Source organism: Thalassobacter stenotrophicus (genome assembly GCF_001458315.1).
Lineage (GTDB): Bacteria > Pseudomonadota > Alphaproteobacteria > Rhodobacterales > Rhodobacteraceae > Thalassobacter > Thalassobacter stenotrophicus.
This window is the reverse complement of record NZ_CYRX01000031.1, coordinates 384,700-408,696: the sequence shown is the minus strand read 5'-3', so window position 1 is coordinate 408,696 and position 23,997 is coordinate 384,700. Positions and strand designations below refer to the sequence as shown.

At 59.1% G+C, this 23,997-nt stretch carries 28 protein-coding genes; 20 read left to right on the top strand and 8 right to left on the bottom strand.

Going from position 1 to position 23,997, the window contains the following annotated elements; all coding sequences use genetic code 11:
• The first annotated feature begins 78 nt into the window (after nt 1-78).
• The 3 genes from THS5294_RS12580 (at nt 79) to THS5294_RS12570 (ending at nt 1,447) form a co-directional block, all read left to right on the top strand.
• Nucleotides 79-513, top strand: a complete 435-nt coding sequence (locus THS5294_RS12580) for a PAS domain-containing protein (protein ID WP_058124037.1) — start codon at nt 79-81, stop codon at nt 511-513.
• 117 nt (nt 514-630) lie between these two features.
• Entirely contained in the window at nt 631-798 is a 168-nt protein-coding gene (rpmG, locus tag THS5294_RS12575; RefSeq protein WP_011454349.1) for a 50S ribosomal protein L33, read from the top strand.
• Nucleotides 799-937: 139 nt separating this feature from the next.
• Nucleotides 938-1,447 (top strand): GNAT family N-acetyltransferase, encoded by a 510-nt coding sequence (locus THS5294_RS12570; RefSeq protein ID WP_058124036.1) that lies wholly within the window; start codon nt 938-940, stop codon nt 1,445-1,447.
• 63 nt (nt 1,448-1,510) lie between these two features.
• Here the strand turns inward: THS5294_RS12570 and THS5294_RS12565 are convergent, their stop codons facing one another.
• Together THS5294_RS12565 and THS5294_RS12560 are read right to left on the bottom strand one after the other, a co-directional pair.
• Nucleotides 1,511-2,293 (bottom strand): Bax inhibitor-1/YccA family protein, encoded by a 783-nt coding sequence (locus THS5294_RS12565; protein ID WP_038007053.1) that lies wholly within the window; start codon nt 2,291-2,293, stop codon nt 1,511-1,513.
• Between the two features lie 184 nt (nt 2,294-2,477).
• Nucleotides 2,478-2,690 carry a DUF1127 domain-containing protein gene (locus THS5294_RS12560; RefSeq protein WP_058124035.1) on the bottom strand — a complete coding sequence of 71 codons (213 nt, stop codon included), beginning with the start codon at nt 2,688-2,690 and terminating at the stop codon, nt 2,478-2,480.
• Between the two features lie 122 nt (nt 2,691-2,812).
• Between THS5294_RS12560 and THS5294_RS12555 the strand changes: the two genes are divergently transcribed.
• On the top strand, nt 2,813-3,712 hold the full coding sequence (locus THS5294_RS12555) for a LysR family transcriptional regulator (RefSeq protein ID WP_058124034.1): 900 nt from the start codon (nt 2,813-2,815) through the stop codon (nt 3,710-3,712).
• Here the strand turns inward: THS5294_RS12555 and THS5294_RS12550 are convergent.
• The gene (locus THS5294_RS12550; RefSeq protein ID WP_058124033.1) at nt 3,663-4,628 is read right to left on the bottom strand and encodes an NADPH:quinone oxidoreductase family protein; all 966 of its coding nucleotides are present in this window, start codon (nt 4,626-4,628) and stop codon (nt 3,663-3,665) included. The genes THS5294_RS12555 and THS5294_RS12550 overlap by 50 nt on opposite strands.
• Nucleotides 4,629-4,954: 326 nt before the next feature.
• On the opposite strand from THS5294_RS12550, the gene THS5294_RS12545 reads away from it, so the two are divergent.
• From THS5294_RS12545 to THS5294_RS12530, 4 genes are all read left to right on the top strand, one after another.
• Nucleotides 4,955-5,329, top strand: a complete 375-nt coding sequence (locus THS5294_RS12545) for a helix-turn-helix domain-containing protein (RefSeq protein ID WP_038007062.1) — start codon at nt 4,955-4,957, stop codon at nt 5,327-5,329.
• 97 nt (nt 5,330-5,426) lie between these two features.
• Nucleotides 5,427-6,236, top strand: a complete 810-nt coding sequence (gene hisN / locus THS5294_RS12540; protein ID WP_038007064.1) for a histidinol-phosphatase — start codon at nt 5,427-5,429, stop codon at nt 6,234-6,236.
• Nucleotides 6,226-7,569 carry an 8-oxoguanine deaminase gene (locus THS5294_RS12535; RefSeq protein WP_058124032.1) on the top strand — a complete coding sequence of 448 codons (1,344 nt, stop codon included), beginning with the start codon at nt 6,226-6,228 and terminating at the stop codon, nt 7,567-7,569. The genes hisN and THS5294_RS12535 overlap by 11 nt, the downstream gene beginning before the upstream one ends.
• A 115-nt stretch (nt 7,570-7,684) precedes the next feature.
• Nucleotides 7,685-7,954, top strand: a complete 270-nt coding sequence (locus tag THS5294_RS12530) for a spike base protein, RCAP_Rcc01079 family (RefSeq protein WP_038007071.1) — start codon at nt 7,685-7,687, stop codon at nt 7,952-7,954.
• A gap of 12 nt (nt 7,955-7,966) precedes the next feature.
• On the opposite strand, the gene THS5294_RS12525 is transcribed toward THS5294_RS12530, so the two are convergent.
• Both THS5294_RS12525 and THS5294_RS12520 read right to left on the bottom strand, forming a co-directional pair.
• Nucleotides 7,967-8,893: a DUF5666 domain-containing protein gene (locus THS5294_RS12525; protein WP_058124031.1), complete on the bottom strand. Its 927-nt coding sequence runs from the start codon at nt 8,891-8,893 to the stop codon at nt 7,967-7,969.
• Nucleotides 8,890-9,741, bottom strand: a complete 852-nt coding sequence (locus THS5294_RS12520) for a DUF6502 family protein (protein WP_072936648.1) — start codon at nt 9,739-9,741, stop codon at nt 8,890-8,892. Before THS5294_RS12520 ends, THS5294_RS12525 begins: the two co-directional genes overlap by 4 nt.
• Nucleotides 9,742-9,873: 132 nt before the next feature.
• Here THS5294_RS12520 and THS5294_RS12515 point away from each other — a divergent pair, with 132 nt between their 5' ends.
• Nucleotides 9,874-10,365, top strand: coding sequence for a fasciclin domain-containing protein (locus THS5294_RS12515; RefSeq protein WP_038007074.1), 492 nt, complete (start codon nt 9,874-9,876; stop codon nt 10,363-10,365).
• 230 nt (nt 10,366-10,595) lie between these two features.
• Here THS5294_RS12515 and THS5294_RS12510 read toward each other — a convergent pair whose 3' ends face one another.
• Nucleotides 10,596-11,120 carry a CBS domain-containing protein gene (locus tag THS5294_RS12510; protein WP_058124029.1) on the bottom strand — a complete coding sequence of 175 codons (525 nt, stop codon included), beginning with the start codon at nt 11,118-11,120 and terminating at the stop codon, nt 10,596-10,598.
• Nucleotides 11,121-11,202: 82 nt separating this feature from the next.
• Between THS5294_RS12510 and THS5294_RS12505 the strand changes: the two genes are divergently transcribed.
• Nucleotides 11,203-11,391, top strand: coding sequence for a hypothetical protein (locus THS5294_RS12505; protein ID WP_269079459.1), 189 nt, complete (start codon nt 11,203-11,205; stop codon nt 11,389-11,391).
• On the opposite strand, the gene nqrM is transcribed toward THS5294_RS12505, so the two are convergent.
• A complete protein-coding gene (gene nqrM / locus THS5294_RS12500; protein WP_058124027.1) occupies nt 11,388-11,624 on the bottom strand; it encodes a (Na+)-NQR maturation NqrM in 237 nt (78 codons plus the stop codon). The genes THS5294_RS12505 and nqrM overlap by 4 nt on opposite strands.
• A 9-nt stretch (nt 11,625-11,633) precedes the next feature.
• Entirely contained in the window at nt 11,634-12,623 is a 990-nt protein-coding gene (locus THS5294_RS12495; RefSeq protein WP_170863222.1) for an FAD:protein FMN transferase, read from the bottom strand.
• A gap of 211 nt (nt 12,624-12,834) precedes the next feature.
• Between THS5294_RS12495 and THS5294_RS12490 the strand changes: the two genes are divergently transcribed.
• The 10 genes from THS5294_RS12490 (at nt 12,835) to THS5294_RS12445 (ending at nt 23,994) form a co-directional block, all read left to right on the top strand.
• A complete protein-coding gene (locus THS5294_RS12490) occupies nt 12,835-14,178 on the top strand; it encodes a Na(+)-translocating NADH-quinone reductase subunit A (protein WP_058124193.1) in 1,344 nt (447 codons plus the stop codon).
• A gap of 3 nt (nt 14,179-14,181) precedes the next feature.
• Nucleotides 14,182-15,381, top strand: a complete 1,200-nt coding sequence (locus THS5294_RS12485; RefSeq protein ID WP_058124025.1) for an NADH:ubiquinone reductase (Na(+)-transporting) subunit B — start codon at nt 14,182-14,184, stop codon at nt 15,379-15,381.
• Nucleotides 15,374-16,186 (top strand): Na(+)-translocating NADH-quinone reductase subunit C, encoded by an 813-nt coding sequence (locus tag THS5294_RS12480; RefSeq protein WP_038007093.1) that lies wholly within the window; start codon nt 15,374-15,376, stop codon nt 16,184-16,186. The genes THS5294_RS12485 and THS5294_RS12480 overlap by 8 nt, the downstream gene beginning before the upstream one ends.
• Nucleotides 16,183-16,836 (top strand): NADH:ubiquinone reductase (Na(+)-transporting) subunit D, encoded by a 654-nt coding sequence (locus THS5294_RS12475; protein WP_038007095.1) that lies wholly within the window; start codon nt 16,183-16,185, stop codon nt 16,834-16,836. The genes THS5294_RS12480 and THS5294_RS12475 overlap by 4 nt, the downstream gene beginning before the upstream one ends.
• Nucleotides 16,836-17,444 (top strand): NADH:ubiquinone reductase (Na(+)-transporting) subunit E, encoded by a 609-nt coding sequence (nqrE, locus tag THS5294_RS12470; protein WP_058124024.1) that lies wholly within the window; start codon nt 16,836-16,838, stop codon nt 17,442-17,444. The genes THS5294_RS12475 and nqrE overlap by 1 nt, the downstream gene beginning before the upstream one ends.
• Nucleotides 17,445-17,456: 12 nt before the next feature.
• Entirely contained in the window at nt 17,457-18,680 is a 1,224-nt protein-coding gene (gene nqrF / locus THS5294_RS12465; RefSeq protein WP_058124023.1) for an NADH:ubiquinone reductase (Na(+)-transporting) subunit F, read from the top strand.
• Between the two features lie 98 nt (nt 18,681-18,778).
• Nucleotides 18,779-20,770 carry a zinc metalloprotease gene (locus THS5294_RS12460; protein ID WP_058124022.1) on the top strand — a complete coding sequence of 664 codons (1,992 nt, stop codon included), beginning with the start codon at nt 18,779-18,781 and terminating at the stop codon, nt 20,768-20,770.
• A 28-nt stretch (nt 20,771-20,798) separates the two neighbouring features.
• On the top strand, nt 20,799-21,560 hold the full coding sequence (locus THS5294_RS12455; protein WP_072936631.1) for a SapC family protein: 762 nt from the start codon (nt 20,799-20,801) through the stop codon (nt 21,558-21,560).
• On the top strand, nt 21,557-22,357 hold the full coding sequence (locus THS5294_RS12450; RefSeq protein WP_058124020.1) for an efflux RND transporter periplasmic adaptor subunit: 801 nt from the start codon (nt 21,557-21,559) through the stop codon (nt 22,355-22,357). The genes THS5294_RS12455 and THS5294_RS12450 overlap by 4 nt, the downstream gene beginning before the upstream one ends.
• A complete protein-coding gene (locus THS5294_RS12445; RefSeq protein ID WP_072936630.1) occupies nt 22,354-23,994 on the top strand; it encodes an efflux RND transporter periplasmic adaptor subunit in 1,641 nt (546 codons plus the stop codon). Before THS5294_RS12450 ends, THS5294_RS12445 begins: the two co-directional genes overlap by 4 nt.
• Nucleotides 23,995-23,997 lie beyond the last annotated feature (3 nt).

Genomic DNA, 23,997 nt, shown 5'->3' with positions numbered 1-23,997 from the left:
TCCGCTGGGGTTGATTGAATTCACACGCTATGGCTAGATCAAATGGTCCGCATATCCTGCGGGCAGAAGGGTACGTGGATGAGCGACATCGAGCCCCCAGATGTGCAGAGCCGTTGGCAAAGTGCACCAAGCAGTCCGCAAGGCGCGCTGGATCGTATCCGTCGGTTTGGTCCGTCCTTCACCCTCGCGTTTTTTCAAAACAGTCCGGACTCGGTTTCGCTGCTCTCGGCGGGTGGGGTGATCGAATACATGAATCCCAACGGCCTCGCGATTCTTGGGTTCGATCGTAGCGATGAAATTGCAGGGCTGAGTTGGTCCGCGCTGTGGCCTGCCGAAACACGGACGAAGGTGCTGGCGGCGTTGAGCCAAGCAAAAAGCGGTGTGCCCGCGCGGTACGAGTCGACTTTGGGTTATTTGAACGCGCCAGAGACCCGCTGCGCGATCACTTTGTCGCCGCTGATGGCGCCTGATGGTCATGTAGACGCTCTTCTGGCGGTTGTTCGTAACCAATAGCGCCCAAACGGGCGGAACTGCGCGCTTTGCGGTTGACAGCCCCCCGCGACCGAGTAAAAGCGAGGCTCAAGTTTTTGGGCGGCATGTGTCCGCCCCTCGATCCTCTGGAGACTGACCATGGCGAAGCCGACCACAATCAAAATCCGCCTGAACTCCTCGGCGGGGACTGGCCACTTTTACGTGACCAAGAAAAATGCACGCACGATGACCGAAAAAATGGTCGTACGTAAGTATGACCCCGTTGCGCGCAAGCACGTCGAATACAAGGAAGGCAAGATCAAGTAAGATCGCCTAACCCTGACAAGACAAAGCCGGTCGTGCAGTCCCTGCGCGGCCGGTTTTTTATTGCGACACACCTTCCGCGCTTGGCCCCCATTCGGGACCTTGCTCTGCGCTGGCCCTTAGATGCCAAAGGTGGATGCTAATGACCCTTTCCCTTAGACCTGCTCAGCCCGGTGACGCGCCGCGTGTGACCGCCTTGCTTGCGCAAAGTTACCCAGTACTGCTCGCGCCGGATTATGCGGCTCAGACACTAAATGCGGTGCTGCCTGCGATCACGCGGGCGCGCCCATCGCTGTTGGCGGGAAACACTTATTTTCTGTTGGAAGAGCGGGGCGCGTTACGCGCGGCGGGCGGTTGGAGCGATACGGATCCGTGGGGCGGGGCCTGTGCCCCGGAGACCGCCCATATACGCCATGTAGTGACCGCGCCTGATCATGTGCGGCGGGGGCTTGGGCGTCGCCTTATGGCGGGTATCTGTGCGGATGCTCGCGCGCAGGGGATAACTCGGTTTGAGTGCTATAGCACCCTAACGGCCCGGCCATTTTATGCCAGTTGTGGATTTGAAGAGGTGGCTGCGGTGGTGATGACTTTGGCGCGCGGGGTTGGGTTCCCTGCGGTCCATATGCGGCGCATTTGTGCGCCGATGACCTGACCAGCGCCCATGAAAAAGGCCGCCCCGAGGGGCGGCCTAATGTCTGTTCACAAGAACAAGTAACTATTCTTGCTGGCCCATGAACATGAGCAGGAATTGGAACATGTTCAGGAAGTTGATGTAGAGGCTGAGCGCGCCATCGGATGCGGCCTTGTCCAACCACTCCTGATCGCCGTGTGCGGCGTGTGCCACATACTCGGACTTCAGGCGCTGTGTGTCATATGCGGTCAGACCGGCAAAGATCAGCAGGCCAATGGCCGAGATCGCCATCATCATGGGGCCAGACTGAAGGAACATGTTGATGACCATAGCCACCAGCAAGCCGATCACGCCCATCACAAGGAAGGTGCCCATGCCGGACAGATCTTTCTTGGTGGTGTAACCCCAAAGGCTCAGACCCGCGAAGGCGATGGCCGTCACAAGGAATGTCTGCACGATCGAAAAGCTTGTGAACACGAGGAACACGGAGCTAAGCGACAAGCCCATGAAGGATGCAAATGCAAAAAAGCCAAGCTGGACTGTTGCCGCATTGGCGCGCCGCATCAGGGCCCCCCAACCGAGGAACAGGAACGCCAGAGGCGCAAGCATGACCACCCAACGCAGGGGCGTTGTGTAGATCAATGCGCCAAAGCTGTTGAGCATCGTCCCGTTGCCCAGCTGTACAACCGCCTGGCTTGGGTCGGATGTGACAGTCAGGGTCGAGATAGCCCATGCAGCAGCAGCCGTGATCAGCATGCCGATCGACATGGTGCCGTAGACTTTGTTCATGTGGGCGCGCAAGCCGGTGTCGATCTCGGCCGCGCGAGCGCCGGATACACCGGACCGCAGGGTCTCAAATTGTGCCATGGAACTCCTCCAAGCGTTAAGGTTCACGACAGGCGCACGTATTGCGCCGCGCTTAGGCACAATATCGGGTCAAGTGGCGGGCTTTTCAAGCGCTTCGGCCTCTCAAGGCCCTGTGTTTTGATTGTTTTTTTCAATCAAACTGCGAGGTTTGTCTCGAAAGAGGCTTTCGCCGCTGACCGCAGGCTTATTGCTGCCAGTGCGAGGGCACATCCCAAAGGGGGCGCGCGGCCTCGGTCCGGGCCTGATCGGGGGTGACGCCGATATCCGCAAGTTGACGCGCATCCATTGTCGCGAGTGCGCGACGCTGCCGCCATAGGGCGATGTAATCCATCAATCCAAACGCGCGGTGCCGCGATGGAGCAAACGAGGTGGGGGAGGAACAAGAGAAATCGGCCATCGGGGAACCTTTCCAATTTGTGTTGTGATGCTAGTCATCAATTTCATTTGTTGATGTATATGGCGTAGTCAGCTACATTTGAAAAACGAATGATTGTGAATTGAACCATCAGGAAGCGTGATATGCCAAGAAACCTCGACACAACTGCGCTTAGGGCCTTTGCGGCCGTGGCAGAAACCGGCGGCGTGACACGTGCCGCGAGTATGCTGAACCTGACGCAATCGGCTGTTTCGATGCAGTTAAAGCGGCTTGAGGTCGCGCTGGATGTCACGCTCTTGGATCGCGCGGGCCGGGGTGTGGCGCTCACGGCGGAGGGGGAGCAATTGCTGTCCTATGCGCGTCGAATTTTGGCGTTGAACGATGAGGCTGTGGATAAGATGACGGCCGAGGAGTTTGAGGGCGAGATTCGCCTTGGTGTTCCGCATGACATCGTGCCGCGCGCGATCCCGCAGGTGTTGCGCGCCTTTGCGGTGGAATTTCCGCGAATGAAGGTGCAGTTGACCACGTCATGGACCTTGGACCTGCTGGAGCAGTTGGAGTCAGGTGCTTGCGATGTCATCTTGACGACTGAGCAGGGTAAGGGCGCGCGCGGCGAAAGCCTTGTGACCGTGCCCATCACATGGGTGGGTGCGCCGGACGGGGCGGCATGGCGGCATCGTCCACTCCCTTTGGCGTTTGAGGACAATTGTATTTTTAAGGGCCAAGTGGTTGAGGCCTTGGACCGGGCGGGCATTCCGTGGGTCAATGCGGTCTCGACCAAATCCATCCGCGCAGTTGAGGCGATCTTGGCCGCCGACATTGGCGTGCATGCCCTGTTGCTGGGCACGGCGCCCGAGGGGGTCGCGCCGATTTCGCATGGTGGCGTCCTGCCGGAATTGGCGGATTACAACATCAATATGTATGTGCGGCGCGGCTTTGATGGTCCGGCCGCGGAGGGCATGAAGCAACTTCTGCGCACGATATATCCAGACGTTATGGGGTCGTCTGCACCACGACCTTCCCGGTTGAGCGCCGCGTCCTAAGCAGATCCAACGCCTCGGGAACTTGGTCAAACGGTAGGACGTGGCTGATGTGCGGTGTGATTTGTCCGGCCTCAAACATCTTTAGCAAAGCGGCGAGGCTGTCAGTGACGACCGATGGGCTCGTTTTGAGCAATCCGCCCCAATACAGCCCGTGAACCGAGATGTTTTTGACCAGCATATGGTTTGGCTTGATCTCGGGCAGATCGCCGCTGGCAAAACCGATCAGCAACATGCGCCCGCCCGGGTTGGTTGCGCGAAAGGCATCGGTGAATTGCGTGCCGCCAATTGCGTCATACACGACGTCGGCGCCGCCAATCGCTTTGACGGTTTCACGAATGTCCTGCGTGTCGGTGTCGATTAGGTGGTGCGCGCCTGCGGCCTTGGCCACGGCCAGTTTGTCGGCACCTCTGGCACAGGCGATCACCTCGGCCCCGAGTTGCGCACCTATTTCGACCGCAGTAAGGCCAACGCCCCCCGCAGCCCCCAAAACCACCAACCGCTCACCGGGTTTGAGGCGGGCGGCGTGGGTCAGCGCGAGGTGGCTTGTGCCGTATGCGATCTGAAAACCTGCGGCCTGTTCGTCGGTCATGCTATCGGGTATTGGAACGCAGCGATTGGCTGGAAAACAGCCCCATTCCGCCAGCCCGCCTTGGCCGCCAAAAATGGCTACACGCGTTCCGGGTGTAGGGCCGTCGGTGTCGGGGCCAAGGGCCTCAATCACGCCGCTAATTTCGAGGCCGGGTGTGAAGGGCAGGGCGGGCGTGTCCTGATATGTGCCCTTTTGCATCAGCAAATCCGCGAAATTCATCCCGCAGGCAGTGATTCGAACCAAGACCTCTCCGGGGAGGGGATTTGGCCGGGGGATGTCTTCACAAGTGAGGGTTCGGTCCGTCCCCGAGATACGATAGGCGAGCATGACGGTTCCTTTGCCAATTGCACTGGGTTGCCGAAAGTGCCGTGAAAATCATAAAAGACAAGTGCTTTTTATTGGATTTTCTTGTGTAAGGTGGGTTTTCCGTCGGAGTTTTTGAAATTGCATCGCATTTTGCAATATCTATCTGAATCAGAGGTTAACAGGCTTGGGCGCAATCCTGTGTCATTAAAGTGTAAACTTTATTTGATAGTTTGCGTGTAAACTTGATCTGACGCATGGTGGTGTCGTGTGATCTTTACGAAACAGAACGTTGAGAGCATGGGCAGGACGATCTTCCTGTGTCTAAGGCTCGATTAAGGAGTGACGTGATGAAACATCCTGTGGATGTGAATGTCGGAAAACGAATTCGCCATCGGCGGTGGATGGTGGGTATGACCCAGCAGCAGCTCGCTGAGCATGTCGGGATCAAGTTCCAGCAAATCCAAAAATACGAAACGGGCATGAACCGGGTTTCGGCTTCGCGGCTTTGGGAAATCTCTGAGGCGCTGTCGGTGCCGGTGAGCTATTTCTTTGAAGGTGTGCGGGACGAAGACGCCCCTGCGCATGTGGCCGAAGGGACGCCCGGCGATATCTTGGGCGACAAAGAGGCCATGGAGCTTGTGCGGTCGTACTATGCGATCCCTGAAAACCAGCGCCGCCGCCTGTTTGAACTGGCGCGGGTCTTGTCCGAGAGTGCCGCCTAGGGCCTTGATGCCACGGCGCGTGGTTGCGCGCCTTGACGCTAGCGATGCCCCATGACACCCACGTGCCGTCAGACACCGCGTGGAAGGGCCGCTCAGAATGCACCACACAATCGACCCCGTCATGGCGACCGGTTTCAAACGGGTTGGCCACGCAATGGCAGATGCCGCACGCCGTGAGACGTTGCGCCATTTTCGTGTGCGCGGGCTAGGCGCGGACAACAAGGATGCCGCCGGTTTTGACCCTGTCACTATTGCTGATCGTGCAGCCGAGGCTGCGATGTGCGCGGTTCTTGCACAGGAACGTCCCGATGACGGCATCTTGGGCGAGGAAGAGGGCGCAAAGCCCGGCACAAGTGGCCTGACGTGGGTCCTTGACCCGATTGACGGGACGCGCGGGTTTATATCAGGGACGCCGACATGGGGCGTGCTGATCGCGCTGCAAGACGCGTCCGGCCCAATTTACGGAATTATTGATCAACCCTACATCGCAGAGCGGTTTGAGGGCGGGTTTGGCGTTGCGCGCTGTGTGGGCCCGACGGGGGAAACCACCTTGGCTGTGTCCGACACACGGACCCTGTCGGAGGCGACGATCCTTACAACATTCCCCGAAGTGGGCACGGACGCGGAGGCGCGCGCCTTTCACGCCGTGGCCAAGCAGTGCAAACTGACCCGCTACGGTATGGACTGCTACGCCTATGCATTGCTTGCGGCGGGCCACGTGGATTTGGTCATTGAGGCGGGGTTGAACGCCTATGACGTCGCAGCCCCAATCGCCGTGGTGCAAGCCGCTGGCGGCATCGTCACAGATTGGTCGGGTCAGCCGGCCCACGAAGGCGGGCGCATTATCGCAGCCGCAACGCCTGAACTTCATTCCGCAGCCCTAGAGGTGATTTCCAATGCCCTGTGAGACTTTGATCAAGGGCGCCGCCCGCTTGTTAACGATGGATGACGCGGATCTGCGCCTTGATGGCGCTGACGTGCGGATCAAGGATGGCGTTATTGCCGAGGTCGGCGTTGGGCTGGAGCCGGGGCCCGGGGCGGATGTGCTGAATGCTGAGGGGTGTTTGGTGACACCCGGCCTCGTGAATACGCACCATCACCTGTACCAGACCCTGACGCGCGCCGTCCCAGGGGCGCAGGACGCGCTTCTGTTCGGCTGGCTGCGGACGCTGTACCCGATCTGGGCGCGGTTTGGTCCCGAAGAAATGTATGTCTCGGCTCAGGTTGGGCTGGCTGAATTGGCTCTGTCGGGGTGCACGCTGTCGTCTGACCATCTGTATTTGTATCCCAACGGCAGCCGTTTGGATGATACGATTGCTGCGGCTTCTGACATCGGATTGCGGTTCCATCCGACCCGCGGCGCCATGAGCATCGGTGAAAGCCTCGGCGGTTTGCCCCCGGATGCGTTGGTTGAAAACGAGGCCGCGATCATCGAGGACAGCATTCGCGTCATTGACGCCCACCATGACCCGCGCCCCGGTTCGATGGTGCGTGTGGGGGTTGCGCCTTGCTCACCGTTCTCGGTCAGTCGTGATTTGATGCGGGACGCGGCGATCCTGGCGCGTGACAAGGGCGTGATGCTGCACACGCACTTGGCTGAGAATGATGAAGACATTGCCTATTCGCTTGAGAAATTTGGCTGTCGGCCCGGGCAATACGCCGAAGACTTGGGCTGGACCGGGGATGACGTTTGGCACGCACACTGCGTGAAGCTCGACGCGCAAGAGATTGATTTGTTTGCAAGTAGCCGGACGGGCGTAGCGCATTGCCCTTGTTCTAACTGTCGGCTTGGGTCCGGCGTTGCCCCCTTGGTGGAGATGCAAAACGCGGGCGTCAAAATGGGTTTGGGCGTGGACGGATCGGCGAGTAACGACATCGGATCCCTCGTAGCCGAGGCCCGGCAAGCGATGCTGTTGCAGCGGGTCACACGTGGGGCCGATGCGATGTCGGCACATGCAGCACTGCGCCTCGCGACGCGGGGCGGGGCCGAGGTGTTGGGCCGCTCTGATTGTGGTCAGCTCGCCCCGGGTTTCCGCGCGGACATCGCCGTGTGGGATATGCGCAGCGTCGCGGCGGCAGGGTCATGGGACATGGGTGCATTGTTGTTGGCAGGGCCACAACAGGTCCGCGACCTGTTCGTTGAGGGACGCCGCGTTGTGGCGGACGGGCATGTCACCACCGTGGATATGCCCAAGCTGCTAGAGCGTCAGCGCACCTTGGCGCATCGCCTACAAGACTAGCCTCGGGGCCGCAGCGCACGCAGGATCGTAGAATAGGCAACACCCCTTGGTTCGGTGGTTTTTGGCGCTGTCTCAGTGCACTTAACGCATCCCCCTGTTCCAAGAAGGATATCCAATGCTTGACGATTTTGACGAATATAAAGGTCAATCCGGTCTCGATAGTCCCGCCCAGAATGCCGAAGAAATCACACCGAGTGATACGGCTGACCTGTCCCATGCCACGCGCGCGCTTTACGTAGGCGGCGACGGAGACGTGCGCGTGACCTTTATCTCAGGCACGACCGTGACATTGGCGGGCCTTCGTGCAGGCGTGGCCTATCCGTTCCGTTTGGCGCGTGTGCATGCCTCGGGCACAACGGCTGTGGGCTTGGTTGGTCTGCGCTAAGGTTCCTGTTTCTTAGCGTGCGAACGCGCCGAGGATCTGGGCACGTGCGGCCGGATCCTCGGGCAGACCCAAAGCCTCGCGGGCGGCGAATAGCCCAGTGTAGTCGCCCAAAAACAACGTCCGCCCCTGCGCATAGGGGCTAAGGTCGATATTGCGCGCAAAACTGTGGCCCAGCCCCGCGACGCGGTAGCCGGGTGCGGCGCGCGTCTGCTCTAGATAGCCCTCAATCGCGAGGCGTTTAAGCGGGCCAGCGGCCCCGGTGAAACGCGCGGTCACAGCGCGCTGGCTGCGCATTAGGCCGGTATTGGGGTCATAGCGGCCCACAACGCTGCCAAAGCCTTCGTCCTTAAGTTGTTGAATGCTGGTCCCGCGCACGCGGACGCCGGATACCGTCGTGGCAAACCCCGGCCGCTCGACGGTGCCTGAGATCAAATCGCGCGCATCCCGAGCGGGCGTGAGGCCGCTGGCCTCAACAGTATTGCTGCGCCAAAGACCCGAAACAGCCACGCGCTGGCCGATCCGAGCAAGCGGGTTGGGCCGCGATAGCTTCACCGTGGTTCCCAAAATCGTCAGTTCTCGGCCACCGTTGGCGATTGCTGTGATTTCACCCACCAGCGGATGGGTGACGTGGACGCGCCGCGCGGTCAGCCTATCCGTTGGACCGCCTGCCTCAACCGTCAGGCTATCGCCAATGGCGATATCGCTGGCTGTGATTTCACCAAACCCATCCGAATATTTGGTGAGGTCGTCCGTCGCCACGCGGCGGCCCGCAACGATCAAGCTGCCAAACTCCGTCAGGATGCCGACAATCCCGGTGCCGCCGATACCGCCCTCGGATTGGCGGGGCCGGGCAGGGGCAGGCAAAGCTGCACTTGGCCAAAAGACGCTCGCGGCGCCTGCGCCGAGGATAAAGCGTCGGGTATGGGTGCTGCGGGTCATCTTGGAAAACTCTTCTGGTCTGAAATATTGTCCGCCGGACCATCATCATCCGAATACAAGAAAACGCCAAACCGAAACCGCATAGTGGCGTCTGGGTCGGTCTTATCCGCATTTTGCAGGTGCGCTGCGCGGGTGTTGATGTCTTGCAAAGCTTTGATTCCAATGGTGCGCACGTCCTGTTCGATGGCCGTGACTGACGTCTTTGTAAGATGGTTGTAAAACACGGCGCGTTCAAGGAATGGTGACGGGCCATCGGCCAATAGATTTTCAACCGCGGCATTCATGTGATCGCCAAGGTTTTCGGAAAAGAAATGTAGCTTTTGGTCCAGATCGGCAGGTCCGACCAATGCCGCCGGGTTCAGATGCACCAAGCCGTCGGCATCCATGCTGACGATGCTTTGGCGCTCCAACTCATCCAAAACCGCGCGGGGGCGCACATCGCGGCTGACGCTTTGCACGAGGTGGTCAAAGCTGGGCGGGGTGGCCGCGCTGCGGGGCAGGGGACTGGGTGCGCCCGTCGGGGTTGAGAGGTCCGGCTGGGTGATCCAGCGGCCCACCACCGTGGCCAGGGTCGAGGATTTGCGGGCGACGGTTGCATCTGCGGCTGCGTCCGCAGCGCGCAGGGTTTTAACATCGCGGCGGTGTACACCGGTCATCACACTGACTTGGCTGTCGGTGGCAGCATCGCCCGCGGCGTCGGTGGCGACCTCGACATATGTCTGCTTGATGATCCGGTAAAACGCGGTCGCGGTTACACCCTGGGCAATCAAGGCCCGAACCAATGGGCGCAAGATCGCGCGCACGGCCTGCTCAAACAGGGAACTTTTGGTAAAGGGATCTGGCGTCATCTGGATGTTATCACTGCTTGTGTGCAAAATTTCCACAAATTTCTTGCCTTTTTTTCAAGTCGATGCATTTTGGGTTGGTAGTCGTGTGTATTTTGCACACGCAGGGTGAAAAAAGAATTAAAGGAAATACCAATGAAATTGTCGCTCGTATTGAAAGCCACTGTTGTGGCCGGTGCCTTGGCCGTATCTGGCTGCGCTGAAATGATGACGCCGTCTGAGCCAAATATCGTCGAAGTCGCACAATCGGCTGGATCGTTTAACACGCTTGTGGCGGCCGTCGGGGCCGCTGATTTGGCGGGTGTGTTGTCAAGCGAGGGGCCGTTTACGGTGTTCGCGCCTACGGATGAGGCTTTTGCAGCTCTGCCTGCGGGCACAGTAGATACGCTGCTGCTACCGGAAAATAAGGACCAGCTGACCGCGATCCTGACTTACCACGTGGTGCCGGGCAAAGTGATGGCCGCTGATCTGGCGGGCCAGCGTCTCAGCGTGGCGACTGTGAACGGCGCGTCGGTACATATTGACGGGCGCAGCGGCGTTACGGTCGAAAACGCGACGGTGACGGCGGCTGATATCGAGGCCTCTAATGGCGTTATCCACGTGATTGATACGGTCCTGCTGCCCTAATGGCGGACAGATTAAAGGGCGGTGTGCAACTTGCGCGCCGCTCTTTTTTATGCGCTGAAGGCAGTCGCGAAGTTCAGTGTGGCGATGATAACAGGACCTTGGCCGCCAAGTGATGGCGTATTGGGTTCGAAACCCAAGTTAATTCACCGCGACCGACCGTGTTATCGGTTAAGTGTTTGAATGACTTGCTTAGAACCACCGCCTTTCCCAGAGCAAGACGCAGTAATTACCTAGCCGACAATCATCTGTTTGAGCTGCAATGCCTCGTGTTCCAGCTCTTGCAACCGATAGGTGACCACATCGCCGATGGTGACCATGCCGTGCAGTTTGCCGTCCGCCAGAACGGGCATGTGTCGGAATTTGCCCTCGGTCATGAGCCGCAACACCGTGACTAGTGTATCGTCAGGCGCGCAGGTGATGACGTTTTCGGTCATGTTTTCAGACACAAGCTGTGGCAGGGTTTGCCCCGGCGTTTCGGCAAGTTTGCGGACGATATCACGCTCAGACAGGATGCCGGCCAAGGCGCCGTCGGATGTGGTCACGACGAGGGCGCCGATTTTCTTATCGCGCAGTATGTTGACTGCCGTGGCAATTGTATCGCTGGGTGCCACCGAAAACACAGTTCCGCCCTTACTCTTAAGCAGTTCGGCCACGGTCGCTGCATCGCGTTTGATATTGCTCTGTGTGGATTGACTAACGCTCTTTTTTGCTTCGCGCGTGTCGCCGCGGGTGGGGGCTTGATAGGATGTGGGCATGTCGTCTCTCCTGTCTACTTGAGTCCGTGACCATTGCCATGGTACCGCGACTTGGCCAAAACGCCTAATGGGAGAGAGATCAGTGCTTGAGACGAGTTTGTACCTCACGCCCGGCGTGGCGACAGCCATCTTTGTGGTGGCCTGCATTTCTGGTTATCGGTATCGCAGCGTTTGGAAGGCAGAGGGCCCCGTTTGGCAGCTTTGGCTGTGGGGGCTTGTGGCGGGCATCGGCCTGCTCACAGTCGGCTTTTTACCGATGCAGCCGGGCTAGTCAGCCTCGGCCATTTGATCCAACATCTTGCGGGCACGCGGACATTTGAGCCGCTCGCGCAGGGGGCTGTTGGGATCAATCTCTTTGTTGCAGAGCAAACATTGGTCCGCGTCGCTGATCGCATTTAGGCCACCACAGCTGCCCTTGATCCGCTTACCTGCGAAAATCACGCCAAGCGCCATGCCCACGAGAACCGTGAGCATGAGCGCGAAGGCGAGGGCAAAGGTGGCCATCGGCGCGACCTAGGCCGACAGACGGGTGTATGCGGGGCTGGCCGTGGTCACGAAACCAGACCCATCCGCCGCGCGGTCGATGAACAACACGGCGACGTCATGCGCCTCGGCAACCTCTAGGCCGCGATCACGACCCAGCGTCAGCATAGCCGTGGACCAAGCGTCCGCGTGCATCGCGTTATCCGCAAGCACCGTGGCTGATGCCGTGGTGTGCGTGATCGGGCGACCGGTCGTGGCATCAAGGATGTGCGTGTAGCGCTGGCCGTCTTTTTCGAAATAGTTGCGATAGTCGCCGGATGTCGCGACCGCGAGGCCAGAGACACCAACGATTTGCTGCACATTCCGATTGGCGACATCGGGGGTTTCAATCCCGATTTGCCAAGGCTGACCATCCGCGTTGCGGCCCGAAGTGGCCAAGTCACCGCCGATTTCAACGAGGTAGTCTGTAATGCCATAGCTTTGCAGGACACTAGCAACGCGATCAACGCCGTGGCCTTTGCCGATACCCGACAAGTACACCTGCGATTCTGCTGCGGATTTGACCAACGCGCCATCTTGCACAACCAGCGGGGCTGCACGGCCCGCGCTTGCGAGGGCGGATTCGATGCGGGCGTCTGTTGGGTTTTGCACGGTGGCGCCTTTCGCGCCAAAGCCCCATGCTTCGATGAGCGGGCCGAGGGCCACGTCGAACTGACCATCGGTTGCTGCATGAATGTCAGCAGAGGTTTTCAGCACGTGCGCGAGGTCGGACGACACTTGGATCGGTGAGGTGGAGGCAATTGCGTTCAGGCGCGACACCTCAGACGATGCGTCCCAGTTGGACATCTGCCGGTTCACAACAGCCAGCACGCTTTTGATGCCTGCGTGAACATCGGCCTGTGCCGCCGAACGGGACGGGTCGAGTGCGACGACGTTGTACGCGGTGCCCATTGTGGCGCCGCTGAATTTCAGCACATCCGGCCCCCGTTTACAGGCGGCCAGCGCCAGTGGGGCAAACATTACAAATCGTCTTGTGAGCGTGATCGAAGCTGACACAGTGCGTCCCTCATTTGTTGTGGCTTTTCCCTACATCAAAAAGCTGGCTTCTGACTTGCGACAAAGTAACCCGAAATGCAAAATGGGATGGAAAAAATACCCCGTTCCAATAAACGCACATCACAACCTGCGATAATTGCGCGGGGGGAACGTAATGGTGGGGATAAGTGCCTGCGTGTCACAGTTCATGCTTAAAAAAGGCCTCGATCTTCCGGTCGAAGGGGCGCCCACACAGGGGATAGAAGCCGGTCAAGCCGTTCGCACAGTGGCGATTCTTGGCGCGGATTACATCGGATTGAAGCCGCGACTTGAGGTTGCGGAGGGCGAAGAAATCAAGGCTGGTAGCCCGATTCTGTCGCACAAGGATACGCCGGACGTCAAAGTAACCTCGCCCGTGGCGGGGACGATCAAGGCGATCAATCGGGGCGCGCGTCGCGCTTTGATCAGTGTCGAGATTGAGCCGTCCGCTACGCCGAGCGATAGCATCGACTTCTCAGACGTTGGCGATACGGCCACGCAAGAGGGGCTCGCGCAAAAGTTGTGCGCTGCTGGCCTTTGGACGTCGTTCAGAACGCGGCCATATTCCAAGGTTCCGGCCTCGGACACGCGGCCTGCTGCACTGTTTGTGACGGCCATGGATACGGAGCCTTTGGCGGGCAATCCTGTCGACATTATCGCCGCAGATGCGGACGCATTTCGCACCGGATTGGCCGCGATTTCGACGCTGAGCGAGGGTGCGACATACCTGTGCCACGAAACTGGCGTAACGCTGCCTGGCGCAGAGTTGGACGGGGTCACTACGGCCGGTTTTGCGGGTCCACATCCTGCGGGCCTGCCGGGTACGCACATTCACTTCCTTGACCCGCCGACTGCCGCCAAAACCGTCTGGACCATTTGGTACCAAGACGTGATCGCGATCGGCAAACTGCTGATGACGGGTAAGCTGGACGCAACCCGTGTGGTTGCTCTTAGCGGCCCGCTGGTGAAATCGCCCCGTTTGGTGACGACCGTGATGGGCGCTTCGATGGTGGATTTGACCGCAGGTCAGATCGACGACACCGTGCCATTGCGTCTGATCTCTGGTTCGATCCTGAGTGGACGGGCAGGGGCGGCCGAAAGCGCGTACTTGGGTCGCTATGACCGTCAGATCACCGTGATCGAAGAGGACAAGGCGCAGATCCCAATGGGTTGGGTTCGGCCGATGCCCTCTAAGTTTGCGGTGCAACCCGTTCTGGGGTCAGCGTTTTCCAAGAAAGTCTACAAGCTGACATCCAACTTGAACGGTGGCCGCCGCGCTATGGTTCCGCTGGGCACGTTTGAGGGGCTGATGCCGCAGGATTATCTGCCGACGCAGCTTCTGCGGGCGCTTTTGGTGATGGATACGGATCAAGCGCAGGCCCTTGGCGTGCTGGAATTGGCCGAAGAGGACCTCGGTCTTGTCGGCTTCGCCTGTCCTGCAAAATATGAATATGGCATGGCGCTTCGCGACTGCCTCTCCAAGATCGAGAAAGAAGGCTAGCACATGGGATTGCGCAACTTTTTCGACCGCGTCGAGCCCCACTTTGAGAGGGGCGGAAAGTACGAAAAGTATTTCCCCCTCTACGAGATGGTCGAGAGCTTCCTGTACACCCCCAAGACGGTGACAACGGCAGCCCCGCACGCCCGGTCCTACATCGATATGAAACGCATCATGACGTACGTCGTGATGGCCACGATCCCGTGCATCCTGATGGGGATGTACAACATCGGATTTCAGGTAAATACGGCAATCGAAACGCTGGGTGCTACGGGCTGGCGCGTTTGGGTTTTGGAAACCACGGGCATCGGATTTAACGCCGCGAACCCGATGGTGAATATCCTGCACGGTGCGCTGTACTTCCTGCCGATCTATATCACTACACTGGTCGCTGGGGGCATTTTTGAAGTTATCTTTGCGACGATCCGTCGTCACGAAGTGAACGAAGGCTTCCTCGTGACTTCAATGCTTTATGCATTGATCATGCCGCCTGATGCTCCTTTGTGGCAGGTGGCTTTGGGGATCATCTTTGGCGTCGTGATCGGCAAAGAAGTGTTCGGTGGCACCGGCAAAAACTTCCTCAACCCGGCGCTCACGGGGCGTGCGTTTCTCTACTTTGCCTACCCACAAGAGATGTCGGGTGACACGATCTGGACCCCAGTTGACGGCTTCTCCGGGGCGACCAGCCTCGCGATTGCAGCCTCCGATGGCTACCAAGAGATCGTGGCGCGCGGCACGACTTGGATGGACAGCTTCTTAGGCTTTGTCCAAGGCTCCATTGGGGAGACATCGACGCTTGCGTGTTTCATCGGCCTTGCATTCCTGCTGACCACCCGCATCGCCAACTGGCGCATGATCGCCGGGTGTTTGGGGGGCATGATCGCCTTTTCGACACTCCTGAACCTGATCGGCTCGGACACGAACCCAATGTTCGCGATGCCGTGGTATTGGCACCTTGTCGTGGGTGGCTACGCCTTTGGTCTAGTGTTCATGGTGACAGAACCTGTGTCGGGTTCCCACACGAACATGGGGCGGTTCATCTATGGTGCGCTGATCGGCTTTATGGTCGTGATGATCCGGGTGATTAACCCTGCGTTCCCAGAGGGCATGATGCTCGCCATCTTGTTCGGTAACGTCTTTGCGCCGCTCATCGACCACTTTGTCGTCCAAGCTAACATCCGCCGGAGGGCCCGCCGCCATGTCTGATGCGACCCCGCAGCCAAAGGGCCCCCTCGGGCGCTTTCTTGCCCTGCCAACGGACTCGGTACCAAAGACGGTTTTCGTCGCGGTGATGCTGTGCCTTGTGGCGTCGATGTTTGTGTCCGCCGCAGCCGTGGCCTTGCGCCCTCTGCAAGAGGTCAACAAGCTGATCGACAAACAGGTCAACATCCTGCAAGTCGCTGGCATGTATGAACCGGGCGTGGACGTGGTCGAGGCATTTGGCGTGTTTGAACCCCAAGTCCTTGAGATCGCGACCGGCACATTTACCGATCAGTTCGACGCGGCCAGCTTTGACGATCGCGCAGCTGCTTCTGATCCTGCTTTGTCTGTTGCGTTGGACGATGATCCGGCGGGCATTGGGCGTCAGTCCAAGTTCGTGACTGTGTACCTGCTGCGCGACGACGCGGGCGGCATCGATAAGGTGATCATGCCGATCCACGGCTACGGCCTGTGGTCCACGCTGTATGGCTTCATCGCGCTTGAAGAAAATGGCAACGATATCTTTGGCCTTCAGTTTTACCAGCATGGTGAAACACCCGGCCTTGGTGCCGAAATCGACAACCCCCGCTGGAAGGCCCTTTGGCCCGGCAAGCGGGTGGCTGATGCCAACGGTGAATTGCAAATCCATGTCGCCAAAGCCCCCAACGCATCTGGCGCAGACTATCACATCGACGCGCTAGCAGGGGCCACGCTGACATCCGTTGGCGTCAACAACCTTGTGCAGTTCTGGTTGGGCGAAACGGGCTATGCGAGCTTTCTCGCCAACCTGAAATCGGGAGATATCTCATGAGCCAGACCCGGAGACAGATGTTGATCGACCCGCTGGTCGACAACAACCCGATCACGCTACAGGTGCTGGGCATTTGCTCCGCGCTTGCGGTGACCTCCTCCTTGCAGGTGGCATTTGTGATGTCGCTGGCCGTGACCTTTGTGACTGCATTCTCTTCGATGTTCATCTCGATGCTGCGCAACCACATTCCCGGCTCGATCCGGATCATTGTGCAGATGGTCATCATCGCCAGCCTCGTGATCCTCGTGGATCAGGTACTCAAGGCCTACGCCTATGAGATTTCCAAGACGCTGTCAGTGTTTGTCGGCCTGATCATTACGAACTGTATCGTGATGGGGCGCGCTGAGGCGTTCGCGATGAAGAACCCACCCGTGGCAAGCTTTATCGACGGTATCGGCAACGGGCTTGGCTACGGCCTGATCCTGATGCTTGTCGGTTTCTTCCGGGAGCTTTTCGGCGCCGGCAGCCTGTTCGGCATCACCATCTTCGAGACGGTCAACAACGGTGGCTGGTACGTGCCCAACGGCATGCTGCTGCTGCCCCCGTCTGCGTTCTTTATAATTGGGCTGATCATCTGGGCGTTCCGCGCTTGGAAACCTGCCCAAGTCGAAGAGCGTGAATATAAAATTCAAACGGTGGAGTCGCACTGATGGAAGGGCTGCTTTCCCTCGCTGTAAAAGCGATTTTTGTTGAGAACCTCGCGCTCTCGTTCTTCCTTGGTATGTGTACCTTCATCGCGGTGTCGAAAAAGATCTCGACGGCCATCGGTCTTGGCGTTTCGGTCATGGTGGTGCAGGCGATTACGGTGCCTGCCAACAACCTGATCCTGACATATCTTTTGGCTCCGGGCGCACTGTCGTGGGCGGGGTTCTCGGATGTCGATCTGACGTTCTTGGGGCTGATTTCCTACATTGGTGTCATCGCGGCGCTGGTGCAGATTCTTGAGATGGTTCTCGATAAGTACTTCCCACCGCTCTATAACGCGTTGGGTGTGTTCCTTCCGCTGATCACAGTGAACTGCGCCATTCTTGGTGGGTCGCTGTTCATGGTGGAACGGGATTACAATTTTGCCGAGTCGGTCACGTACGGCTTTTCGTCGGGCTTTGGTTGGGCTCTTGCGATCACGGCCATGGCGGGCGTGCGCGAAAAACTGAAATACTCCGACATCCCAGACGGTCTTCAAGGTCTGGGCATCACGTTCATCACGGCCGGCCTGATGGCTATGGCCTTCATGTCGTTCAGCGGCGTGAAACTCTAAAGGAGAACGGGCATGGCTACTTTCGGATTAGGTATCATCCTCTTCACGCTGATTGTTCTGGCGCTTGTGTCGATCATCATCATGGCGCGGTCGCAGCTGGTCTCGACGGGCAACGTGAACATCACCATCAACGGTGAAAAGACCATCTCGGTCCCGGCGGGCGGCAAGTTGCTGCAAACGCTGGCCGAGCAGAAGCTGTTCGTGCCCTCCGCCTGTGGCGGCGGTGGCACCTGCGCGCAGTGTCGCGTGCGTATCCACGAAGGTGGCGGGTCGATCCTGCCGACCGAAGAGGGGCATATCACCAAGCGTGAAGCCTCCTGCGGGGATCGTTTGTCGTGCCAAGTGGCGGTCAAACAAGACATGGAGATCGAAGTCCCAGAAGAGGTCTTTGGTGTCAAAAAGTGGGAATGCACGGTCGAGTCGAACGAAAACGTGGCGACCTTCATCAAGGCGCTCGTGCTGCGTTTGCCCGAGGGTGAGGATGTTAACTTCCGCGCTGGTGGCTACATCCAAATCGAAGCCCCTGCGCACCACGTCGATTACAAGTCCTTCGACGTTGAAGAAGAGTACCGCGAGGACTGGGACAAGTTTAACTTGTGGCGGTTTGAATCGGACGTGGCTGAGCCGCTTGAACGCGCTTACTCCATGGCGAACTACCCCGATGAGAAGGGCATGATCATGCTCAACGTCCGGGTGGCCACACCGCCCCCCGGTGCGGATGCGGTGCCTCCGGGCAAGATGTCCTCGTACATCTTTAACCTTAAGCCCGGCGACAAGGTGACGATTTCCGGACCGTTTGGTGAGTTCTACGCCCGCGAGACGCAAAAAGAGATGGTGTTCATCGGCGGTGGTGCTGGCATGGCGCCTATGCGGAGCCACATCTTTGACCAGCTCAAACGCCTCAAGAACCGTGATCGCAAAATCTCGTTCTGGTACGGTGCTCGCTCCAAGCGTGAGATGTTCTTTGTAGAAGACTTCGACCAACTGGCCGAAGAATTCGATAACTTCGAATGGCACGTGGCTCTGTCCGATGCGCTGCCCGATGATGATTGGGACGGCTATACGGGCTTCATTCACAACGTGTTGTTTGATGAATACCTCAAGAACCACCCAGCACCTGAGGACTGTGAGTTCTACATGTGCGGACCGCCGATCATGAATCAGTCGGTCACAAATATGCTCATCGATTTGGGTGTAGACCGCGAAGACATCATGCTCGACGATTTCGGCGGGTAAGAAACAAACCCCGGGAAGCGAAAGCCTCCCGGGGTTTTTGTTTCAAGGCCTTGGCTTATGGTATTGTTTCCCTAAGGGCATCCGCTACAGTTTTGTCCATGGATGCTGCTGCCCTTTCCCGTGATCTCATTATTCCGACGTTCGTTGTGGTCACCTATGTTGGTGAAAATACAGGCGGTGAAGCCTACACCATCTCCAATGAAGTTAGCGGCAAGCATTTCGGCGCAAACGCGACCGCCGTTTCCTTTCTTGAGGCGCTTCGGGAAACAGGCTCCTACGCCCGAGCATGTGCCAGCACGGGCCTCCCGGACCCGGTGGCGCAAAACACGCTCGCGCAGTTCATGCGTTACGGCGTTGTTGTGGCGCAAGGTGTAACAAACCAAGACTTACCAAAGGCAAACCAGCCCCTTGAGGCGAAGGCGATTATGGTCCGGTTTGACCTGTTTGATGCCGCCGGGATCGCGGCGCGTTTCGCCGGGCTGGGCCGGTGGGCGTTTAGCGCGGTGGGGCTCATCACTTGGATGCTTTTGGGGGGCTGGGCCATTGCTTCCGTGGCTTTGCGTCCGGACAAATTGGCATATGCCATCGCGCAGGTTCCCGCGATCAACCTTCAGGGTATGGCGCTATTTGCGCTGTGCTTTGTCGCGCTCAAGATCGTGCATGAAATGGGCCACGCACTCGCCTACCAAGAGATGTGTCGCCGCGATGGTATCGCCTCAGGGCCGATCCGCATGGGGCTGTCGATTTTCGCGATGACGCCCTTTCCCTATACCAACGTCACCGGCGCCTGGCGGCTGAAGGGGCGGATGCCACGGGCGATTATCGGGGCTGGCGGCTTGTATCTGGAGTTCTTTGTGGTGTTTGGGGCCACGCTCTTTTGGGCGTTTACTGGCGCGGGCCCCCTACAAGACGCGGTGTTTCAGGTCGCGATGTTCGCCGCCGTGTCGAGCCTGTTGTTCAACCTAAACCCGCTCATCAAGCTGGATGGGTATTACATTATGACGGATCTGTTGGGCCTGCCCAACTTGGCCGGGCGCGGCAGTCAGGCGGCGGTGCGTTGGCTAAGCCTCGCTTTGGGGGCCGAAGTGGCGCGTCCGGATCGGCGTGCGCTTGGGTATTGGGTGCTTAGCTACCTTTACCGCTGGGTCATTTTTGCTGGCATCTTTTGGATTTCCTATCAGTTTGATCCCCGTCTTAGTGCGGTTGTTTTTGGCATTGTGATTACGATGCTAATTGTCCGTCCACTTGCGCGCAGCCTGAAACAGGCGCGCGGCAATGGGGCCCGACTGGGGCGCGTCTTGGCGGGTGTGGGGGGCCTCGCTGCGATATGCGTGCTGAGCGGGATCCCGTTTCGGGACCGGGTCCTGCTGGATGGACAGCTGTCCCGCTTTGAAACCACCTTTGTCCAAGTGCCCGAGGCGGCTGCGCTGCGCTTAGATGCGGATGGCTTGCCCGTGTTAGAGAGCCTTGAGTTGGCGCATGAACAACGCGACCTTCACTTGCGCCGACAAATTGTCGAGAGTGCTACACGAGCCATCGCGCGCCGTCCTTCGGGGGCCGAGATCGCGCGCCTGCAAACCGATCTGGCTCAACTGGATGAGATGGGTGGCAACCTAGAGCGTCGGGCCACAAGTCTGCGTGTCACGGCCAGCCCGGACAGCGTCTGGACCCCTTTGGGCGCGCGCGATTATGCCGGCGCATGGGTGCAGCCGGGGCAGGCGGCATTGGGCGCGATATCGACCCCCACGACTGCGCATTTGGTGCTCTGGCTCGATCAGCGGGATTTTGAGGCAGGCCTTCTGGGCCGCGCCGACACGGCCCCGCTTTTGGTGCGACTAGAGCATGCTCCGGATTGTGAATTTCAAGCTCAACTGGTGCAAACCGAAGCGCAATTGGTGCTGCGCGATGGAGCCGTAAAGCTGCGCGCAACCATTGATTTACCAGCACCACCTTGCTTTGCAGAGGCGCCTAGCGGGGCAGGTGTGGTTGCGCGCAAAACGGCTGAGCCTAAATCGCTGTTTCAGCGGGCGAAAAACAGTGTTGAGCGCGCCCTTCAGGATCGCCTCCCAATCGAAACACTGTTAGAATAAGACTTATAAATTTATTGGGAGCATGATTATGGCCAGACGGCGCGCTGTGGATAAAACACAAACCGTGGATGTAACGGGGCGGTTGCCGTTCTTGTACAATTCTCTCGTTCCGATCACATCTGAGCGTCACAAGGACCTGCGGATCAAGACCGATCGGGAGTTTGGTATCGCTGCCAACGCAAACGCGATCCCGATCACCTGCGATGAGTTTGCGCAGGTCGTTCGGCACTATCCGATTGTCTTTACTACGGGCGCTAAACCGATGCCAATGGCGCTGGTGGGGCTGCGCAAAGGCGTTAATGATCAAATAGATGCGCAGGGAAAGTGGGCGACCGCCGCCTACATTCCGGCCTACTTGCGCCGCTATCCCTTCCTGTTGGTGAAGGAGGCCGAGGATGCGCCACGACAAATTTTGTGTGCGGACATGTCCTCAACCCTTTTCACCGACACGGCTGAGGGCAGCACGGCTCTGTTAAACGACGATGGCAGCCAGTCTGAGCATTTGACTGGCATCCTTGATTTTGCCACGCGCTATGAAACATCAGCGCAGCGCACCCGCCAGGTCATGGCCGAGGTCGCAAAATTGGATTTGCTGCAAACCACAACCGTGAACTTAACTAAACAGGATAAGACGGCACGGATCGAAGGGTTTCAAGTGATCTCCGAAGAAAAGGTGCGTGATTTGGATGACGTGACGCTGGCTGGGCTTGCGCGTCGGGGGCTCATGACGCTGTTTGCCGCGCATCATATGTCGATGGCGAATTTCTCGAATATGGCTGCTGTCGCATGATTTTTCGTGCGGTCTTCGCGGTGGCTCTGTTCGGGGCGCTTGCCCCGTTGCCCGCAGCGGCGCAGGGCGTGACGGCGATCTTGGAGCCGGTACAAAGCGTAGACATCCGCACATCCCTCGTGGGCATTCTGGCCGCCGTTGATGTCGCCGAAGGCACGACGGTCGCACAGGACGCACCGTTGGCCCAACTCGAAAGCAGAACTCAAAGCCAACGTGTCGCTTTGGCCCAAGTGGTGGCGGATGCGGATGGGCGCGAATTGCGCGCGCAGACCCAAGTGGAACAGGCGCAGGCCTTGTTCGCCCGCGTCCAAGCAGCGCGTGCGCGCGGTGCGGCCCAGTCGTGGGAGGTTGAGCAGGCGCAACAAGCCGTCGACCTTGCAAAAGCCGATCTGCAAATCGCCCAAGAAGGACAACGCCAAGCTCGCGCGCAACTTGCGCTAGAGCAGGCAATGCTGGCCGACTATACCTTGCGCGCGCCATTCCCCGGGGTCGTGCTAGAGGTCCAAGCCGAGGCAGGTACCTATGTGGACGCGCAGGCCGTGGTATTGACGTTGGCGCAGCTCGACGCGCTAGAGGCCACGGCGTTTGTTCCGCTGGAATGGTTGGATCGGATGGTCGTTGGTCAAAGCCTTGAGGCCGAAGTCGAGGGTGCGATAATCCAAACGGCGGCTGTACAAGTCACGACGATTGATCCCCGGATTGACCCCGCCAGCCGCACGGTGCGCATTCGCGTCGCACTTGATAACGCCGATCGTGCTTTTCGACCCGGTGCGACATTGATCCTCCGAGCACCATGAATACTGTACCGCGCCCTCCGCAGGCCCAAGCCGCTGTGCCTCAGTCGCTGGCTGAGGCTCTGGCGGCGGTGTTTTCGACCTCAGCGCAGGTACCTTTTTCGGCGCGCTTGGTTGGCTTTACCAAAGCCCTGATCCCGCAATCACGGGCGTGGGTCATCACTTTCGATGCCGCGGGACAGCCCGATGCGCATCCCGCCGATGACGTGCCTGATGCGGGGATGACCCTTGCAAAGCAGGCGCTGCCGCCAGATGCTAAACCTGTCCTGACTGAGGCCACATTCATGGCCGCAAAAATCGCACTCGACACCGGGCAAGATGCCGCCTTGGTGGTTGAATTGCGCGGTGAGGGGCAAGCCGCTCGCGCTTTGGCCCATGAACGACTGACCCTCTTGGCGCGCTTATCTATTGCCACGTATCGCTCGGAAACGGTGGACCTTTTGCAGAACCTTCTGCGGTTCTTTGCCGAACTAGGCCAAAGTGCCGGAACACAAGGCCCCGACCTGCAATCGCTCAGCGATATGATGGCCGCGTTTTTCTCAGCTGAATACGCGGCGGTCTCCCGGTTTGATGGGCAAAAGGTGCATGATCTGCATATCTCTGGGCAGGCCCAGATGGGCAAGGGCGCCCGCGTGGCCACTGAGCTGAAATCCAGTATGGCTGAAACCGCGCGCCTGCGCCTGTGTGAGCAAACGCGCGCGTTCACCGCAGAACCGGGGCAGCAAGATGGTCTTGTTATGCACCTTGCGGCCCCACGCCGAAACGCCAGTATGCTGCCGTTTTTGGCCGCTAGTGCAGGCAAACTTGCGCCCCATGCGGCGCGGCGCGGCGTGAACTGGCGCGCTTGGGCAAGGCGCAGCGCGCTGGTTGGAGTGCTGTGCGGCGTGGCCTTCGTGCCCATCCCCGATGGAGTGTCCCTTCCGGCTACGGTTGCGGCGGTGTCCCACCGGATTGTGACCAGCCCGCTGGATGCGCCATTGGCGGGTTTGGACGTGCGTGCCGGTGACCGTGTGGTCGCTGGCGAAACGGTGCTTGGCCGCTTCGACACCCGCGCGCTTGATTTGGAATTGATCGCGGCGCAGGCCAGCTACAGCCGTGCCCTGTTGGACCGGGAGCGCGCACGCGCCGGGCGGCTGGCAGCAGATCTGCGCACCGCAGAGCTAGAAGCCGAACGTGTCCTCGCGGATATCGCCCTGTTGGAGGCGCGCAAAGAGACCGCCGTTTTGATGGCCCCCATTTCGGGGTTGGTCATCGGTGATGGTCTTGGCGACATGACCGGTGCGCTGATGCGGCGCGGGGATCTGGTCCTTGAGATCGCGGACCCCTCTGCGATGGAGTTGGATGTCTCAGTCCCGCAATCACAGGTGGCCAAGGTGGATTTGGGGCAGGCGGGGGCGTTCCGTCCTGATTTTGACCCATCTTTGCGGTTTGACACGCAGGTTGTGTCCATCTCACCAGCAGCACCAAGCGGACAACGGGCCCCGTTATTTCCGGCGCAGGCCAGCCTGTCGGATGCGGCGGTCGATACGTTGCGTCCGGGTATGACCGGTGTTGTGGCGCTCGACCGGACGTGGCGTCCGATTTGGCAGGTCGTTGGGCGCGGTTTGCGCGACTGGGTCCTGTTGCGGTTGTGGGTCTAGGCG

Bases quoted from the DNA above. Each gene is read 5' to 3' on its own strand.
- THS5294_RS12580 (WP_058124037.1), top strand. From the start codon at position 79: ATGAGCGACATCGAGCCCCCAGATGTGCAGAGCCGTTGGCAAAGTGCA.
- rpmG (WP_011454349.1), top strand. From the start codon at position 631: ATGGCGAAGCCGACCACAATCAAAATCCGCCTGAACTCCTCGGCGGGG.
- THS5294_RS12570 (WP_058124036.1), top strand. From the start codon at position 938: ATGACCCTTTCCCTTAGACCTGCTCAGCCCGGTGACGCGCCGCGTGTG.
- THS5294_RS12565 (WP_038007053.1), bottom strand. From the start codon at position 2,293: ATGGCACAATTTGAGACCCTGCGGTCCGGTGTATCCGGCGCTCGCGCG.
- THS5294_RS12560 (WP_058124035.1), bottom strand. From the start codon at position 2,690: ATGGCCGATTTCTCTTGTTCCTCCCCCACCTCGTTTGCTCCATCGCGG.
- THS5294_RS12555 (WP_058124034.1), top strand. From the start codon at position 2,813: ATGCCAAGAAACCTCGACACAACTGCGCTTAGGGCCTTTGCGGCCGTG.
- THS5294_RS12550 (WP_058124033.1), bottom strand. From the start codon at position 4,628: ATGCTCGCCTATCGTATCTCGGGGACGGACCGAACCCTCACTTGTGAA.
- THS5294_RS12545 (WP_038007062.1), top strand. From the start codon at position 4,955: ATGAAACATCCTGTGGATGTGAATGTCGGAAAACGAATTCGCCATCGG.
- hisN (WP_038007064.1), top strand. From the start codon at position 5,427: ATGCACCACACAATCGACCCCGTCATGGCGACCGGTTTCAAACGGGTT.
- THS5294_RS12535 (WP_058124032.1), top strand. From the start codon at position 6,226: ATGCCCTGTGAGACTTTGATCAAGGGCGCCGCCCGCTTGTTAACGATG.
- THS5294_RS12530 (WP_038007071.1), top strand. From the start codon at position 7,685: ATGCTTGACGATTTTGACGAATATAAAGGTCAATCCGGTCTCGATAGT.
- THS5294_RS12525 (WP_058124031.1), bottom strand. From the start codon at position 8,893: ATGACCCGCAGCACCCATACCCGACGCTTTATCCTCGGCGCAGGCGCC.
- THS5294_RS12520 (WP_072936648.1), bottom strand. From the start codon at position 9,741: ATGACGCCAGATCCCTTTACCAAAAGTTCCCTGTTTGAGCAGGCCGTG.
- THS5294_RS12515 (WP_038007074.1), top strand. From the start codon at position 9,874: ATGAAATTGTCGCTCGTATTGAAAGCCACTGTTGTGGCCGGTGCCTTG.
- THS5294_RS12510 (WP_058124029.1), bottom strand. From the start codon at position 11,120: ATGCCCACATCCTATCAAGCCCCCACCCGCGGCGACACGCGCGAAGCA.
- nqrM (WP_058124027.1), bottom strand. From the start codon at position 11,624: ATGGCCACCTTTGCCCTCGCCTTCGCGCTCATGCTCACGGTTCTCGTG.
- THS5294_RS12495 (WP_170863222.1), bottom strand. From the start codon at position 12,623: ATGTTTGCCCCACTGGCGCTGGCCGCCTGTAAACGGGGGCCGGATGTG.
- THS5294_RS12485 (WP_058124025.1), top strand. From the start codon at position 14,182: ATGGGATTGCGCAACTTTTTCGACCGCGTCGAGCCCCACTTTGAGAGG.
- THS5294_RS12480 (WP_038007093.1), top strand. From the start codon at position 15,374: ATGTCTGATGCGACCCCGCAGCCAAAGGGCCCCCTCGGGCGCTTTCTT.
- THS5294_RS12475 (WP_038007095.1), top strand. From the start codon at position 16,183: ATGAGCCAGACCCGGAGACAGATGTTGATCGACCCGCTGGTCGACAAC.
- nqrE (WP_058124024.1), top strand. From the start codon at position 16,836: ATGGAAGGGCTGCTTTCCCTCGCTGTAAAAGCGATTTTTGTTGAGAAC.
- nqrF (WP_058124023.1), top strand. From the start codon at position 17,457: ATGGCTACTTTCGGATTAGGTATCATCCTCTTCACGCTGATTGTTCTG.
- THS5294_RS12460 (WP_058124022.1), top strand. From the start codon at position 18,779: ATGGATGCTGCTGCCCTTTCCCGTGATCTCATTATTCCGACGTTCGTT.
- THS5294_RS12455 (WP_072936631.1), top strand. From the start codon at position 20,799: ATGGCCAGACGGCGCGCTGTGGATAAAACACAAACCGTGGATGTAACG.
- THS5294_RS12450 (WP_058124020.1), top strand. From the start codon at position 21,557: ATGATTTTTCGTGCGGTCTTCGCGGTGGCTCTGTTCGGGGCGCTTGCC.
- THS5294_RS12445 (WP_072936630.1), top strand. From the start codon at position 22,354: ATGAATACTGTACCGCGCCCTCCGCAGGCCCAAGCCGCTGTGCCTCAG.